Here is a 14,176-nt window from a genome sequence, read left to right on the forward strand (position 1 = left end):
CGTCACCTCGTCGACGTCTCGGGAGCATCTGCATGCTCGACCGGCGCCACTCGAAGGTTGGCGAGGTGCTCGGGACTCAGGAGCCGATCGAGCTCGTCCCGGGCCAGCAGCCCCTTCTCGAGTACGAGGTCGACCACATTGCGCCCACTGACCAACGCTTCCTGGGCAATCGCAGTCGATTCCACGTATCCGAGATACGGGCTCAGCGCGGTGATCAGGCCGATGGAGTTCTCGACGCGCTCGCGCAGCAGATCGACGTTGGCGGTGATGCCGTCGACACAGCGATGCGCGACGGTGCGGCATGCGGCACTCAGATGCGCCATACCGTCGGACAGGGACTTGACGATGATCGGCTCGAATGCGTTGAGCTGCAACTGTCCGGCCTCGGCCGCCATCGTGATCGTGACGTCGTGCCCGATCACCTCGTAGGCGACCTGATTGAGCACCTCGGGGATGACGGGGTTGACCTTTCCGGGCATGATCGACGAACCCGCCTGCATCGGAGGCAGATTGATCTCGTTGAAGCCCGCCCGCGGACCGGACGACAGCAGCCGCAGATCGTTGCAGATCTTCGACAGTTTCACCGCAACCCGCTTGAGCACACCGGACAGGTGCACGAACTGACCGACGTCCTGCGTTGCCTCGATCAGGTCCGTTGCCGTCACCAGCGGCAGACCGGTGATGGTCCGCAGATGTGCGACGGCCGATTCGGTGTATCCGGCAGGAGCGTTGAGTCCGGTGCCGATGGCGGTGGCTCCGAGGTTGATCTCGTGCACCAGCAGTGCTGCTTCCTCGAGCCGCGAGCAGTCCTCGTCGATCATGATCGCGTAGGTGCCGAACTCCTGACCGAGAGTCATCGGCACCGCGTCCTGCAGCTGTGTGCGGCCCATCTTGACGACGGTGGCGAATTCGCTTGCTTTGCGGCCGAACGAATCTCGCAGCACCTTCATCGAGGCGATGAGCTCGTGCACCGCGAAGATGGTCGCGATGTTCACCGACGTCGGGTACACGTCGTTGGTGGACTGCGACGCGTTCACGTGCTCGTTGGGGTGCAGCATGCTGTACTCGCCGTGGGCGTGCCCGAGGATTTCCAGCGCACGGTTGGCGATGACCTCGTTGGCGTTCATGTTGGTCGAGGTGCCCGCACCGCCCTGGATGACGTCGACGACGAACTCCTCGTGCCACTGGCCGTCGAGAATTTCCTGGCACGCTGTGCGAATCGCTTCCCCGCGGGTGGCGTCGAGAATTCCGAGATCCTGATTGGCCGACGCAGCCGCCCACTTCACCGCTGCGAGTCCGCGAACGAGGTGCGCGTTGGTGGAGATCGGACGCCCGGTGATGGGGAAGTTCTCGAGAGCGCGCAGGGTGTGGATCCCCCAGTACGCAGTCGTCGGGATGTCGCGTTCGCCGAGAAGATCCTTCTCGATGCGGGTATCGGCCACGGTTGCGCTCCTTGATGGGGTGTCCAGCTGTCCGGCTGTCTGACAGGTAGAGTGTGGCGCAGAACACCTCATCGGTCAACCCCAGGCTAGGATTGCGTCATGAACCTGTCGGACAGCTGGGCAGTCAGTGCGCCCACGAATGCCCGAATGAGCGCAGCCGAGGCGGTGTTCGCCGACCTCCGCTCGGCGATCGCGTCGGGCGATCTCCCCGTCGGGCAGAAGTTGCCTTCCGAGGCCGCGCTCGCCACCCGGCACAGCGTCAGCCGCTCGGTCATCCGTGAGGCGCTGCGTTCCTGCCATGCCCTCGGCCTGACCGAAACCAAAACGGGCCTGGGCACTTTCGTCGTTCGCGACCGCGTCGGAAACGACCTCGACATCGGCAACTACGCCGCCCGCGAGCTCATGGAGGCCCGCCCCCACGTGGAGATTCCCGCTGCTGGCTGGGCCGCGGAGCGTCGCACCGACGAGGAGTTGACGGTGCTCGCCGGTCTGGCCGACGAGATGCGCTCCGAGGACGACCACGAGGCCTGGGTACTGCTCGACGCGCAGTTCCATACGGCGATCGCGCGAGCGAGCAAGAACCGCGTATTCGAGGCGATCATCGTCGATATTCGGGATGCGTTGACGCGGCAGTCGGAGACCCTCAACCTCGTCGCACATCGGCAGCAGCAATCCAACGTCGAACACGACGCGATAGTCGATGGCATCAGATCCGGCGAATACGACGCGGCAGCCCGCGCCATGACCGTGCATCTCGATGCGGTCCGGGGTGCAGTGGAGTCGCTCGCCGATCGGCCGGATCAGTAGTACGACTAGGCCGGGAGTGGAGCCTGCGGAACGACCCCTACTAGGCTGCTGCCGTGACGAAGGTATTGAACTCTCTCCCGGTCGGTGAACGAATCGGCATTGCATTCTCCGGCGGTCTCGACACCTCGGTGGCCGTGGCATGGATGCGCGAGCACGGCGCAGTGCCGTACGCCTACACCGCCGACATCGGTCAGTACGACGAGCCGGATCTGTCCGATGTGCCCGAGCGCGGCCTGGCCTACGGGGCCGAGCAGGCGCGGCTCATCGACTGCCGCGAGCCGCTCGTCGAGGAGGGCCTGGCTGCACTGACCTGCGGCGCATTCCATATTCGTTCGTCGCTGCAGACGTACTTCAACACCACCCCGCTCGGCCGCGCGGTCACCGGCACGATGCTGGTCCGCGCCATGCAGGAAGACGGCGTCTCGATCTGGGGCGACGGATCGACGTACAAGGGCAACGACATCGAGCGGTTCTACCGCTACGGCCTGCTCGCCAATCCGCAGCTGCGGATCTACAAGCCCTGGCTCGACGAGGCATTCGTCGCCGAGCTCGGCGGCCGGCACGAGATGTCGCAGTGGCTCAGCCAGCGCACGCTCCCCTACCGCGACTCCGCCGAGAAGGCGTACTCCACCGACGCCAACATCTGGGGTGCCACCCACGAGGCCAAGAGCCTCGAATACCTCGACACCTCGCTCGAGATCGTCAACCCCATCATGGGCGTGAAGTTCTGGGACCCCGAGGTGGAGATCGCCGCCGAGGAGGTCACCGTCGAGTTCGAACGCGGCCGCCCGGTCCGCATCAACGGCAAGTCCTTCGACAGCGCTGTCGACCTCGTCATGGAGGCCAACTCCATCGGCGGTCGCCATGGTCTCGGCATGAGCGACCAGATCGAGAACCGCATCATCGAAGCCAAGAGTCGCGGCATCTACGAGGCCCCCGGCATGGCGCTGCTGCACATCACCTACGAGCGACTCGTCAACGCCGTCCACAACGAGGACACCGTCGCGTCGTACCACAACGAGGGCCGTCGACTCGGGCGTCTGCTGTACGAGGGACGCTGGTTCGATCCGCAGGCGCTGATGCTCCGTGAGGGCCTGCAGCGGTGGGTCGGCAACGTCGTCAGCGGCAGCGTGACACTGCGACTGCGCCGCGGCCAGGACTTCACCATCGTCGACACCCAGGGCAGCAACTTCAGCTACCACCCCGAGAAGCTGTCGATGGAACGCAGCCAGGGCCAGGCATTCTTCCCCGGCGACCGCATCGGCCAGCTCACCATGCGCAACCTCGACATCGCCGATTCACGCAGCAAACTCGAGCAATACGCCGCGCAGAATCAACTCACCGCTTGGGGCGACCTGATCGGCGAACTGCCCGCAGGCGGAGCCGACGCCATCGCAGCAAGCGGCCCCGACAGCTCCGTCGACTCCTCGGCACTCGACCACGCCGCCATCGAGTCCGGCACCGACTAGAACTGCTTGCGCAACTCGCAGTTATGCACGGATTTCCGTGCATTTCCTTGCATAACTGCGAGTTCGGCGGGGTCAGTCTTCTGCAGGCTCGACCAAGCCCTGATGCTCGTCCCGCTCCGCCCACTCGAGTAGCTCATCGATGGCGAACACCGCGTCGTCGATGCCGGCGTGCAGGTCACCCAACTCGGCGAATCTGGCAGGCACCGTGAACATCGTGAACTCGCGCGGGTCGACGCTCGCGACCTCGTCCCAGGAGATCGGCGTCGACACCGTCGCCTGCTGATTTCCGCGCACCGAATACGCGCTGGCGATGGTGTGATCGCGGGCATTCTGGTTGTAGTCGACGAACAGTTTCGACGGGTCGCGGTCCTTGCGCCACCACGTCGTGGTCACGTCTTCGGGTGCGCGACGCTCGACCTCACGCGCGAAAGCCAGTGCTGCCCTTCGTAAATCCTTGAATCCGTAGGCCGGGTCGATGCGCACGTAGATGTGCAGTCCATGACCGCCGGAGGTCTTGGGCCAGCCGACGGCTCCGAGGTCTTCCAACACCTCCTGAACGACCCCGGCGACGCGTCGCACTCGGTCGAAGGGGCAGTCGGGCATCGGGTCGAGGTCGATGCGCCACTCGTCGGGCATCTCCACGTCGGCGCGGCGGCTGTTCCACGGATGGAACTCGACGGTCGACATCTGCACTGCCCAGGCCACGTGCGCAAGTTCGGTCACGCACAGCTCGTCGGCAGTGCGGTTGTAGCGGGGGAAGGTCACCTGCACCGTCTCGAGCCACGGCGGCGCTCCGTTGGGTACGCGCTTCTGGTGCACCTTGTCTCCGGCGAGACCCTTGGGGAAGCGGTGCATCATGCAGGGCCGCTCCCTCAGTGCCCGCACGATGCCGTCGCCCACGCTCAGGTAGTAGTTCACCAAATCCAGCTTGGTGGCACCGCTCTCGGGGAAATACACCCGATCGGGATTGGAGATGCGGACGCTGCGGTCGCCGACCGGCAACTCGATCGACGGTGAGCTACTGGCCATGAGATCGAGCGTAGGCGATCACGAACGCAGCGTGATGCCGTATCGGTCTCGCTTGCGGTAGATGGTCGCTCGGCTCATGCCGAGTTCCTCGGCCGCGTCGTTCATCGTGATGCCGGGTTGCGAGAGCACGCGAATCATCTCGTCGCGCTCGAATGTCTCGATGCGGGTGAGTCGATGGGTGGTGTGCGACAGCACCTCCGGCGGCAGGTGTTCGATGCCGATGACGTCTGCGCGGATCGCGGCCCGATGCATGACCGTCGCCAGTTCCGCGACGTTTCCCGGCCAGGCGTACTCCCGCAGCGCCCGCTCGGCGGCGGTGGTCAGCCTGACGGCCCGGCCGCGTACCCGGCCCGCGAGGTGCAGGGCGAGCGGCGCGATGTCGTCGGGCCGATGTCGCAGGGAAGGCAATTCGACGACTGTGCGCAGCAATCCGGCGAGTGCATGCGGAACGTCGTCGTAGTTCGATGCCGTGACGGTCACCGGCACACCTGCCCCTGCACGACGAAGCAGTTCCGCCAACGTGTCTGCCGCACGGGCGGGCAGCCTGTCGACGTCGCGGATGACCACGGCGGTATCGGGTTTCGGCAATTCGGGGGTCCACAGGTCGAGCCAGGCCTCGACGTCACGGGCAGCGGGCGCACCGGCGCTGAGGATGCGGCCGCGGGGTCGAGATGTCCGCAGCGCTCGGGCCAGGACGGTAGCTCGTCCTGATCCCGCCTCGCCGACCATCAGCACCGAACCGTGATCGGCCAGCGCCGATGTCGCCGAGCCCAGTGCACTGCGCCAGGCCGGCGAGAGGTCGTCGACGATGCCGGATCCTGCTCCGCTGTGCGCGGTCTCGACCCGGAAGACCTCACCGCGCGGTGCGGGCCTGGGCTGCTGGCCCTGCGACCGTGCGAGCATCATCGCCGAGGTGTTTCCGGCCGCCGATTGAGCAAGGGCCAGAAGCAGATCCGACGACGACTGCGACCACGTCGTGAGATTCACACACCCCTCCACCCGGCCGGTCAGTGGATCGAGAACGGGAGCGGCCGCACACGTGTACCCGGCCAACGAGAGCGAGTAGTGTTCGTCCGCCTTCACCACCGCAGGTACCCGATCCGCCAGCGCGAGTGCGAGTCCGTTGGTGCCGGTCTGATCCTCGGCGTAGGAGGACCCGGGTGCCAGGTGAACGCGATCGAGCGCGGCCAGCAACTCGCGGTCCGCGCTGACGCGATCCAGTACGAGACCGTCGGCGTCGGTCAGCATCATCGATACCGGCTCGTTCGCCAGCGTGTCGCGCAGACCGTCGAGCACCTCCCGGCCGCAGCGATAGAACAGGGATTCGCCGTCGTACGTTCCGGAGAAGACGGGAGCAACCTCGTCGAGCGAGACCCCGTACCGCTGGCTGCGATGCCACGACGCCAGAAGGCGGTGGGAGACGGCAGCGAGGGGCTCGGAGTGGAGTCGGGCTCGCACGAGACCCTCCGGTTCAGCCATGTGACCCACGTTACATTCGCATGTCGCAATCTCACCCCGCCGATCGTCTCGAATTGAGACGTCGCGGGGCCCTCGAGGCGGCCCCACAGCCCTACCGTCGTGCACAGATCAACGTGACCCACGTCACGCACTGCAATTCGGGAGGCCCATCGCATGTACACGAAAAACGGCGAGAACTACTTCATCGTCGACGCCCACATCGCCCTGTGGGATGCGCGCGCGGAGAACCAGCGCAACATCCACGGCAAGCAGTTCATCGACTGCTTCTACGACTACCACCGCAACCTGTCCCCCGAATCCGAGCTGTGGAGCTACGAGGAGTACCTCTACCAGGGCGGTGAGCGGCTGATGCACGACCTGTTCGAGATCGGCTACGTCGATCACGCCATCTTCCAGCCGGCCCACCTCGGCGAGTTCTATTACCGCGGCTTCGGCCAGACCGACGAAGCATCGGCACTGGCTGCGGCCAACCCGGACAAGCTGACCTACAACCACCACTTCGATCCTCGCAACGGCGAGCGTGGCCTCGACCAGCTACGCGCGGACGCAGAACGATTCGGGCTGAAAGGCGTCAAGCTCTACACAGCCGAGTGGAACGGCGATTCCCGCGGCTACAAGCTCGACGACGACTGGACGCGGCGCTACCTCGAAGTGTGCCGCGAGGTCGGCATCAAGAACATCCACGTACACAAGGGCCCGACCATCCGCCCGCTCGACAGAGATGCGTTCGACGTCGCGGACGTCGACCACGTGGCCACCGATTTCACGGACCTGAACTTCGTCGTCGAGCACTGCGGACTGCCGCGGCTCGAAGACTTCTGCTGGATCGCCACCCAGGAACCGAACGTGTATGCCGGACTTGCCGTGGCCATTCCGTTCATGCACACGCGTCCGAAGTACTTCGGGCAAATCATGGGCGAGCTGCTGTACTGGCTGGGCGAGGACCGCATCTTCTTCTCCTCCGACTACGCGCTGTGGACGCCCAAGTGGTTGGTCGAAGGATTCGTCGATTTCCAGATCCACGAGTCCCTCGACGAATACGCGCCCATCACGATCGAGCAGAAGAAGAAGGTGCTCGGGCTCAACGCCGCGAAGATGTACGACATCCCGGTGCCCGCCGAGCTGCAGCTGCCCGACGCTGACGAAACCGAGACCGGACCGCGTCAACCCGAACGCGCCGACCTCGCGGGGGTGTGACGTGTCGGTAGTTGCAACCCTGTCGAGGAACGACGAGGCGTTCGCCGCTCTCGGACTCGTCCTCGATCCCGAATTGGACGAGCCCATCACCGATCTCGGGTTCGTCCGATCCCTCGAGGTCGACGACGGCGTCGTGCATGTTCATCTCCGGCTGCCGACGTCGTTCTGTTCACCGAACTTCGCGTATCTGATGGCGGGAGACGCCAAGGACGTGCTGACGGCATTGCCGTGGACCGAGCGAGTGCTGGTCGAACTCGACGATCACCACGACTCGGACAAGATCAACGCCGGCCTTGCCGCCGACGCCGGCTACCGCGGCACTTTCGGACACGAAGCCGAGGAGAACCTCGACGAGCTACGAGCGACGTTCCGCCGCAAAGCGTACGTAGCTGCGATGGAACGCTCGCTCAAAGCATGGTTGCGGGCGAATCCCGATGCGACCGAGAACGATCTGTCGACGGTCGTGCTCGGGGATCTTGCGGACGACCGAACGTCGAACGCATTGCTCCGCCGCCGTGAGGCACTCGGACTTCGCACGGATCCGGCCGCCTCGGCTCTGGTCGATCACGCCGGCCGCCCGCACACCGGGGACCTGACGATGGTGATGCGGCGAGCCCGCGCCACCCGCGTGTCGATCGACGGCAACGCGCACTTCTGCCGCGGACTGCTGCAGACCCGATACCCCGGTGCCGAGGAACAGCAAGTCCCACGCGCAGAGGGCGCATTCATTCCCCTGACCACTGTCGCTGTCCCACAACGCACTACACAGGAGCATTCACGATGAGCACGATGCGCGCCGTCCAGGTTGTCGGCTACCACCGGAAGCTGGAGATGACCGAGGTCCCGATTCCCGAAGTGCAGGGTCCCCTGGACGTGATCGTGAAGATCGGCGGAGCAGGCGTGTGCCGCACCGATCTGCACATTCTCGAAGGCCAGTGGGCCGAAAAGTCCGGTGTCACATTGCCGTACACGATCGGCCACGAGAACGCTGGCTGGGTGCATGCGGTGGGATCGGCCGTCACCAACGTCACCGAGGGCGACAAGGTGATTCTGCATCCGCTGGTCACGTGTGGACTGTGCCGCGCCTGCCGATCCGGCGACGACGTGCACTGCGAGACAAGCGATTTCCCGGGAATCGACACCAACGGTGGGTACGCGGATTACCTGCGGACCAACGCCAGGACAGTGGTGAAGATCGACGACTCGCTCGAGCCGTCCGCGGTGGCCGCACTCGCCGACGCCGGCCTGACCGCCTATCACGCGGCGGCAAAGGCGGCCCGACGGCTGACACCACGCGACAAGTGTGTCGTCATCGGTGCAGGCGGCCTCGGCCACATCGGCATCCAGGTTCTCGAGGCGCTCTCCCCCGCTGAACTGATCGTCATCGACCGCAACGCCGATGCCGTGAAACTTGCTCTCACCTTGGGTGCCGACCACGCGGTGGTCGCCGACGGCAGTCAGGTGGACCAGATCATGGAGCTCACCGGCGGGTTCGGTGCCGAGGTGGTGCTCGACTTCGTCGGCGAAGGTGGTTCCACCGCAGAAGGATTGGCGATGACAAGACGGGCCGGCGACTACCACGTCGTCGGATACGGCGAGAACATCGATGTACCGACGATCGACCTGATCTCCGAGGAGAAGAACATCGTCGGCAACCTCGTCGGGCCGTACAACGACCTGTGCGATCTGATGTCGCTCGCCGCGCGAGGCGCGGTGAACCTGCATACGCAGACCTATGCGTTGGACGACTTCCAGAGCGCCATCGACGACCTCGACAACGGACGTGTTCGCGGACGCGCGATTCTCGTACCGTAGAAACGGGTAATAGCAAGAACCATCACTTCGACCACGAGGAGCACCGTTGATCTTCATCACCGCCAAGTTCAAGATCAAGCCCGAGCACGCCGACAACTGGCCCGAGATCTCACGCGACTTCACCGAAGCGTGCCAGGCCGAGGAAGGGTGCCTCTGGTACTTCTGGTCGCGCACTCTCGACGACCCCACCGAGTACGTCCTGGTGGAGGCCTTCAAGGACCCCGATGCCGGTGCCACGCACGTGAATTCGGATCACTTCAAGCAGGCACAGAAGGATCTCCCGCCGTACCTGCAGGAGACGCCGAAGATCATCAGCCAGGAAGTGGACGGCACCGGCTGGAACGAACTGGGCGAGCTCGCGGTCGACTAGTTCGAGCCGCGATCCCGGACCACCTGGCCCAGCGTCACGATGGCGTCGGCGAACTGCCCGGGTAGTTCCTGAGGCGGGTTGTGGCCACAATCGACCTGACGAACGTCGATCAGATCGTCGAAGTGCGCCGCGTGGTCCGGGCGCCCGTACAGCGAGGCGACGGTGTCCTCGGTCGGATCGATCACGATCGTGGGCACCGTGATCCTCGGTTGCTGTGTCAGCAACTCCTGGGTCGCGGCATAGGCCGCGTCCCCCGCCTCGATGCCGTAGCGGTGCCGGTAGGAATGCACGGAGACGTCGACGAAGTCGGGGTTGTCGAACGACGGTGCGGTGGCCGCGAATTCGGAGTCCCCGAACCGCCAGGTGGGCGACCAGTCCGTCCACAGTGTCTGTGCGATCTCTGCGCGGTACTCCGCGAGCCCGGCCCGACCCCGCTCGGAGTGCAGGTAGTACTGATACCAGTACCGCTTCTCCAGGTGCGGGGCCACCGGCGTCGACACCGCCGCGGCGATGTCCTGGATCAGATAGCCGGAGACGCTCACCAAGCCCGACACCAGCTCCGGCCACATCGCGGCAACGACGCAGGCCGCTCGCCCACCCCAGTCGTAACCGGCGACGATGGGCTCGTTCAGCTCCAGGGCGAGGATCAGCTCACGGAGATCATGGCCGATCGCAGCCTGCTCACCGGAGCGCATCGTGGCCGCGTCGACGAACCGGGTAGGACCGAAACCGCGCAGGTAGGGCACCACCACGTCGTAACCGGAATCGGCGAGCAGCCTCGCGACGTCGTCGTAGCAGCGCGGGTCGTACGGAAACCCGTGCAGCAGCACCACCGAACGTCCGGACGGATCACCGTGGCGGTCGAACACTACGTCCAACACACCTGCGCGAATCATCATGAAGTCCATGCTTACACGACTGCGAATCGGGTGCAGCCGACCGCGCTGAGCGCGGCCCATTGCACCCGATTCGAAGCCCCGCAGCACGAAAAAGCCCGGCACCTCGAGAGGTGCCGGGCTTTTTCAGCGAGGGGCTGGACTCAGAAGTCCATGCCGCCCATGCCACCGGTCGGATCGCCTGCGGGCGCTCCGGCCTTCTCGGGCTTGTCGGCGACGACGGCCTCGGTGGTGAGGAACAGAGCCGCGATGGACGCTGCGTTCTGCAGTGCCGAGCGGGTGACCTTGACCGGGTCGTTGATGCCTGCAGCGAGCAGGTCCTCGTACTCGTTGGTCGCGGCGTTGAGGCCGTGGCCTGCGGGCAGGTTGGAGACCTTGTCCGCAACGACGCCGGGCTCGAGGCCTGCGTTGAATGCGATCTGCTTGAGCGGGGCGGACAGTGCGACGCGAACGATGTTCACGCCGGTTGCCTCGTCACCATCGAGCTTGAGGTTGTCGAGTGCGGGCGCTGCCTGGAGCAGTGCCACGCCGCCACCGGCGACGATGCCTTCTTCGACGGCTGCCTTCGCGTTGCGCACGGCATCTTCGATGCGGTGCTTGCGCTCCTTGAGCTCGACCTCGGTAGCCGCTCCGGCCTTGATGACTGCAACGCCACCGGCCAGCTTGGCCAGGCGCTCCTGCAGCTTCTCGCGGTCGTAGTCGGAATCGGAGTTCTCGATCTCGGCGCGGATCTGGTTGACGCGACCGGCGATGGCGTCGGAATCTCCCGAGCCCTCGACGATGGTGGTCTCGTCCTTGGTGATGACGACCTTGCGTGCCTGACCGAGCAGCTCGAGTCCGGCGGTCTCCAGGGAGAGGCCGACCTCTTCGCTGATGACCTCGCCGCCCGTGAGGATGGCGATGTCGGCGAGCTGCGCCTTGCGACGGTCACCGAATCCGGGAGCCTTGACGGCGACGGACTTGAAGGTGCCACGGATCTTGTTCACCACGAGGGTGGAGAGAGCTTCGCCCTCGACGTCCTCGGCGATGATGACGAGCGGCTTGCCGGACTGGATGACCTTCTCCAGCAGCGGCAGCAGGTCCTTGACGGTGCTGATCTTGGAGCTGACGAGCAGGATGTACGCGTCTTCGAGGACGGCTTCCTGGCGCTCTGCATCGGTGGCGAAGTACGCCGAGATGTAGCCCTTGTCGAAGCGCATGCCCTCGGTGAGCTCGAGCTGCAGGCCGAAGGTGTTGGACTCCTCGACCGTGATGACGCCTTCCTTGCCGACCTTGTCCATTGCCTCGGCGATGAGCTCGCCGATGGACGGGTCGCCTGCGGAGATGCCAGCGGTAGCAGCGATCTGCTCCTTGGTGTCGATCTCCTTGGCGGACGCGAGCAGGGCTTCGGTGACGGCTGCAACAGCCTTCTCGATGCCGCGCTTGAGGCCGAGCGGGTTCGCGCCGGCTGCGACGTTGCGCAGGCCTTCACGGACGAGTGCCTGAGCGAGAACGGTAGCGGTGGTGGTGCCGTCGCCTGCGACGTCGTCGGTCTTCTTGGCGACCTCCTTGACGAGCTCGGCGCCGATCTTCTCGTAGGGATCTTCGAGCTCGATCTCCTTGGCGATGGAAACACCATCGTTGGTGATCGTGGGAGCTCCCCACTTCTTCTCGAGTACGACGTTGCGACCCTTGGGGCCCAACGTCACCTTTACTGCGTCGGCGAGGGCATTGAGGCCTCGCTCGAGGCCACGGCGTGCCTCTTCGTCGAACGCGATGATCTTGGCCATTGCGAAGTGATCCTCCGGATTGGGGGTGACACATTGCTGGCCGAGCTCGGTGCCCGCGACGGACGACCAGGGGTGTCGTTGATTCCCCGGCCTCACCGTGTCCCGACCTGGCACTCACGTATCGAGAGTGCCAACTGCATTTCTAGCACTCGACCATGGCGAGTGCAAGGTCGACCATTCATGCAAGCCGAGGGGCGAACCACCGCCACCCCCATGCCCGACGCCACCGCGCGGCGACAGCCGCGAGCGGATGCTCACCTTCGCGAGGGTCCTTCACGCACTGTTCACATCTGTACGCGTTGTTAACATCCGAATACTGTGCATCGAACCATCGGCGCTAATACCGTTGAGCGACAACAGCTTCGACGCCAAAAATTCGGACAAAACCCTACAAAAACGACAAGAAGGATCGAAACATGTCCGATACGGTCGACACCTCGTACGACAACTCGGCGATGGACCACGAGGAGGAGGGCTACCACAAGGGCCTGAAACCTCGGCAGTTGCAGATGATCGCGATCGGCGGCGCGATCGGCACCGGCCTGTTCCTCGGCGCGGGTGGACGCCTCGCCAGCGCCGGACCCGGCCTGTTCCTTGCCTACGCGCTCTGCGGAATCTTCGTATTCTTCATCCTGCGGGCCCTCGGCGAACTGGTGCTGCACCGTCCGTCGTCGGGCAGCTTCGTCTCGTACGCGCGCGAGTTCTTCGGCGAGAAGGCCGCTTTCGTCGCGGGCTGGATGTACTTCCTGAACTGGGCGATGACGGCCATCGTGGACGTCACCGCCATTGCGACGTACATGCACTACTGGGGCAGTTTCGAGGTGATTCCGCAGTGGGTCATCGCGTTGATCGCGCTGGTCATCGTCATGAGCCTGAATCTCGTGTCGGTCAAGTGGTTCGGTGAGATGGAATTCTGGGCCGCCATCATCAAGGTCATCGCGTTGGTGACGTTCCTGATCGTGGGCGTGGTGTTCCTCGCGGGCCGAATCCCCGTCGGCACCCAGATGCCGGGCATCAGTCTCATCACCGACAACGGCGGCTTGTTCCCATCCGGAGCATGGCCGCTGGTCATCGTCATCTCGGGTGTCGTGTTCGCCTATGCAGCAGTCGAATTGGTGGGTACCGCAGCCGGTGAGACCGAGAACCCGGAGAAGATCATGCCGCGGGCGATCAACTCGGTCATCGCCCGTATCGCACTGTTCTACGTCGGCTCGCTGGTGCTGCTCGCCCTACTGATGCCGTACACCGCGTACCAGTCCGGGACGTCGCCGTTCGTGACGTTCTTCTCGAGCATCGGCCTCGGCGGCGCGGGCACCATCATGAACATCGTCGTGCTCACCGCGGCACTGTCGAGCCTCAATGCCGGCTTGTACGGGTGCGTCCTGCGGTCGATGGCGATGAACGGTAGTGCGCCGGAGTTCACCAAGAAGATGACCAAGGGCGGCGTTCCGTTCGGCGGCATTCTGCTCACCTGCTTCATCACGCTGTTCGGTGTCGCGCTCAACGCCATCGCCCCCGGCGAGGCCTTCGAGATCGTGCTGAACATGTCGGCACTGGGCATCATCGCCAGCTGGGCCACCATCGTGCTGTGCCAGATCCAGCTGTTCCGCTGGTCCCAGAAGGGCATCGTGGAGCGGCCCAAGTTCCAGCTGTTCGGAGCGCCGTACACCAGCTACGCGACCCTGGTGTTCCTGTTCGGAGTGCTGGTGCTGATGGCCTTCGACGCCCCGATCGGCAGCTGGACCATCGCCACTCTTGTGGTCATCGTCCCCGCACTGATCGGTGGTTGGTTCCTGGTGCGCACCAAGGTGCTCGCGGTGGCAGAGGAACGCCTCGGCTACACCGGCCAGTACCCGGTGGTGGCCAACCGCCCGACCGAACCGGAGGAGTAGCCGATTCGCGT

General features: G+C 64.8%; 12 protein-coding genes. 7 read left to right on the forward strand and 5 right to left on the reverse strand.

The annotated features are described in order from the left end of the window. Positions 1-2: 2 nt before the first annotated feature. Positions 3-1,442, reverse strand: coding sequence for an aspartate ammonia-lyase (gene aspA / locus AB0362_RS09155; RefSeq protein ID WP_149406593.1), 1,440 nt, complete (start codon positions 1,440-1,442; stop codon positions 3-5). A 99-nt stretch (positions 1,443-1,541) separates the two neighbouring features. Between aspA and AB0362_RS09160 the strand changes: the two genes are divergently transcribed. Both AB0362_RS09160 and argG read left to right on the forward strand, forming a co-directional pair. Continuing rightward, positions 1,542-2,249: a FadR/GntR family transcriptional regulator gene (locus AB0362_RS09160; RefSeq protein WP_068048192.1), complete on the forward strand. Its 708-nt coding sequence runs from the start codon at positions 1,542-1,544 to the stop codon at positions 2,247-2,249. Positions 2,250-2,302: 53 nt separating this feature from the next. After that, positions 2,303-3,718, forward strand: a complete 1,416-nt coding sequence (argG, locus tag AB0362_RS09165; protein ID WP_366235486.1) for an argininosuccinate synthase — start codon at positions 2,303-2,305, stop codon at positions 3,716-3,718. Between the two features lie 72 nt (positions 3,719-3,790). On the opposite strand, the gene ligD is transcribed toward argG, so the two are convergent. Further along, positions 3,791-4,747 carry a non-homologous end-joining DNA ligase gene (ligD, locus tag AB0362_RS09170; RefSeq protein WP_366235487.1) on the reverse strand — a complete coding sequence of 319 codons (957 nt, stop codon included), beginning with the start codon at positions 4,745-4,747 and terminating at the stop codon, positions 3,791-3,793. Positions 4,748-4,765: 18 nt separating this feature from the next. Then, positions 4,766-6,226 carry a helix-turn-helix domain-containing protein gene (locus AB0362_RS09175; protein ID WP_366235488.1) on the reverse strand — a complete coding sequence of 487 codons (1,461 nt, stop codon included), beginning with the start codon at positions 6,224-6,226 and terminating at the stop codon, positions 4,766-4,768. 153 nt (positions 6,227-6,379) lie between these two features. On the opposite strand from AB0362_RS09175, the gene AB0362_RS09180 reads away from it, so the two are divergent. Genes AB0362_RS09180 through AB0362_RS09195 form a run of 4 tightly spaced genes read left to right on the forward strand, consistent with a single transcriptional unit; the run spans position 6,380 to position 9,608 of the window. Then, positions 6,380-7,423, forward strand: coding sequence for an amidohydrolase family protein (locus tag AB0362_RS09180; RefSeq protein ID WP_366235489.1), 1,044 nt, complete (start codon positions 6,380-6,382; stop codon positions 7,421-7,423). A 1-nt stretch (position 7,424) separates the two neighbouring features. Continuing rightward, entirely contained in the window at positions 7,425-8,207 is a 783-nt protein-coding gene (locus AB0362_RS09185) for an iron-sulfur cluster assembly protein (protein ID WP_366235490.1), read from the forward strand. Between the two features lie 5 nt (positions 8,208-8,212). Continuing rightward, complete coding sequence (locus tag AB0362_RS09190) at positions 8,213-9,238, forward strand: NAD(P)-dependent alcohol dehydrogenase (protein ID WP_317810904.1); 1,026 nt, start codon at positions 8,213-8,215, stop codon at positions 9,236-9,238. A gap of 46 nt (positions 9,239-9,284) precedes the next feature. Next, complete coding sequence (locus tag AB0362_RS09195; RefSeq protein ID WP_149406589.1) at positions 9,285-9,608, forward strand: putative quinol monooxygenase; 324 nt, start codon at positions 9,285-9,287, stop codon at positions 9,606-9,608. Here the strand turns inward: AB0362_RS09195 and AB0362_RS09200 are convergent. Together AB0362_RS09200 and groL are read right to left on the reverse strand one after the other, a co-directional pair. Beyond that, positions 9,605-10,507 carry an alpha/beta hydrolase gene (locus tag AB0362_RS09200; RefSeq protein WP_317810893.1) on the reverse strand — a complete coding sequence of 301 codons (903 nt, stop codon included), beginning with the start codon at positions 10,505-10,507 and terminating at the stop codon, positions 9,605-9,607. The genes AB0362_RS09195 and AB0362_RS09200 overlap by 4 nt on opposite strands. Before the next feature lie 140 nt (positions 10,508-10,647). Beyond that, positions 10,648-12,273, reverse strand: coding sequence for a chaperonin GroEL (groL, locus tag AB0362_RS09205; RefSeq protein ID WP_094641012.1), 1,626 nt, complete (start codon positions 12,271-12,273; stop codon positions 10,648-10,650). Positions 12,274-12,689: 416 nt separating this feature from the next. Here groL and AB0362_RS09210 point away from each other — a divergent pair, with 416 nt between their 5' ends. After that, positions 12,690-14,165: an amino acid permease gene (locus AB0362_RS09210; RefSeq protein WP_366235491.1), complete on the forward strand. Its 1,476-nt coding sequence runs from the start codon at positions 12,690-12,692 to the stop codon at positions 14,163-14,165. The last annotated feature ends 11 nt before the right edge of the window (positions 14,166-14,176 follow it).

This window comes from Rhodococcus sp. NPDC079359, assembly GCF_040702585.1.
Classification (GTDB): Bacteria; Actinomycetota; Actinomycetes; order Mycobacteriales; family Mycobacteriaceae; genus Rhodococcoides.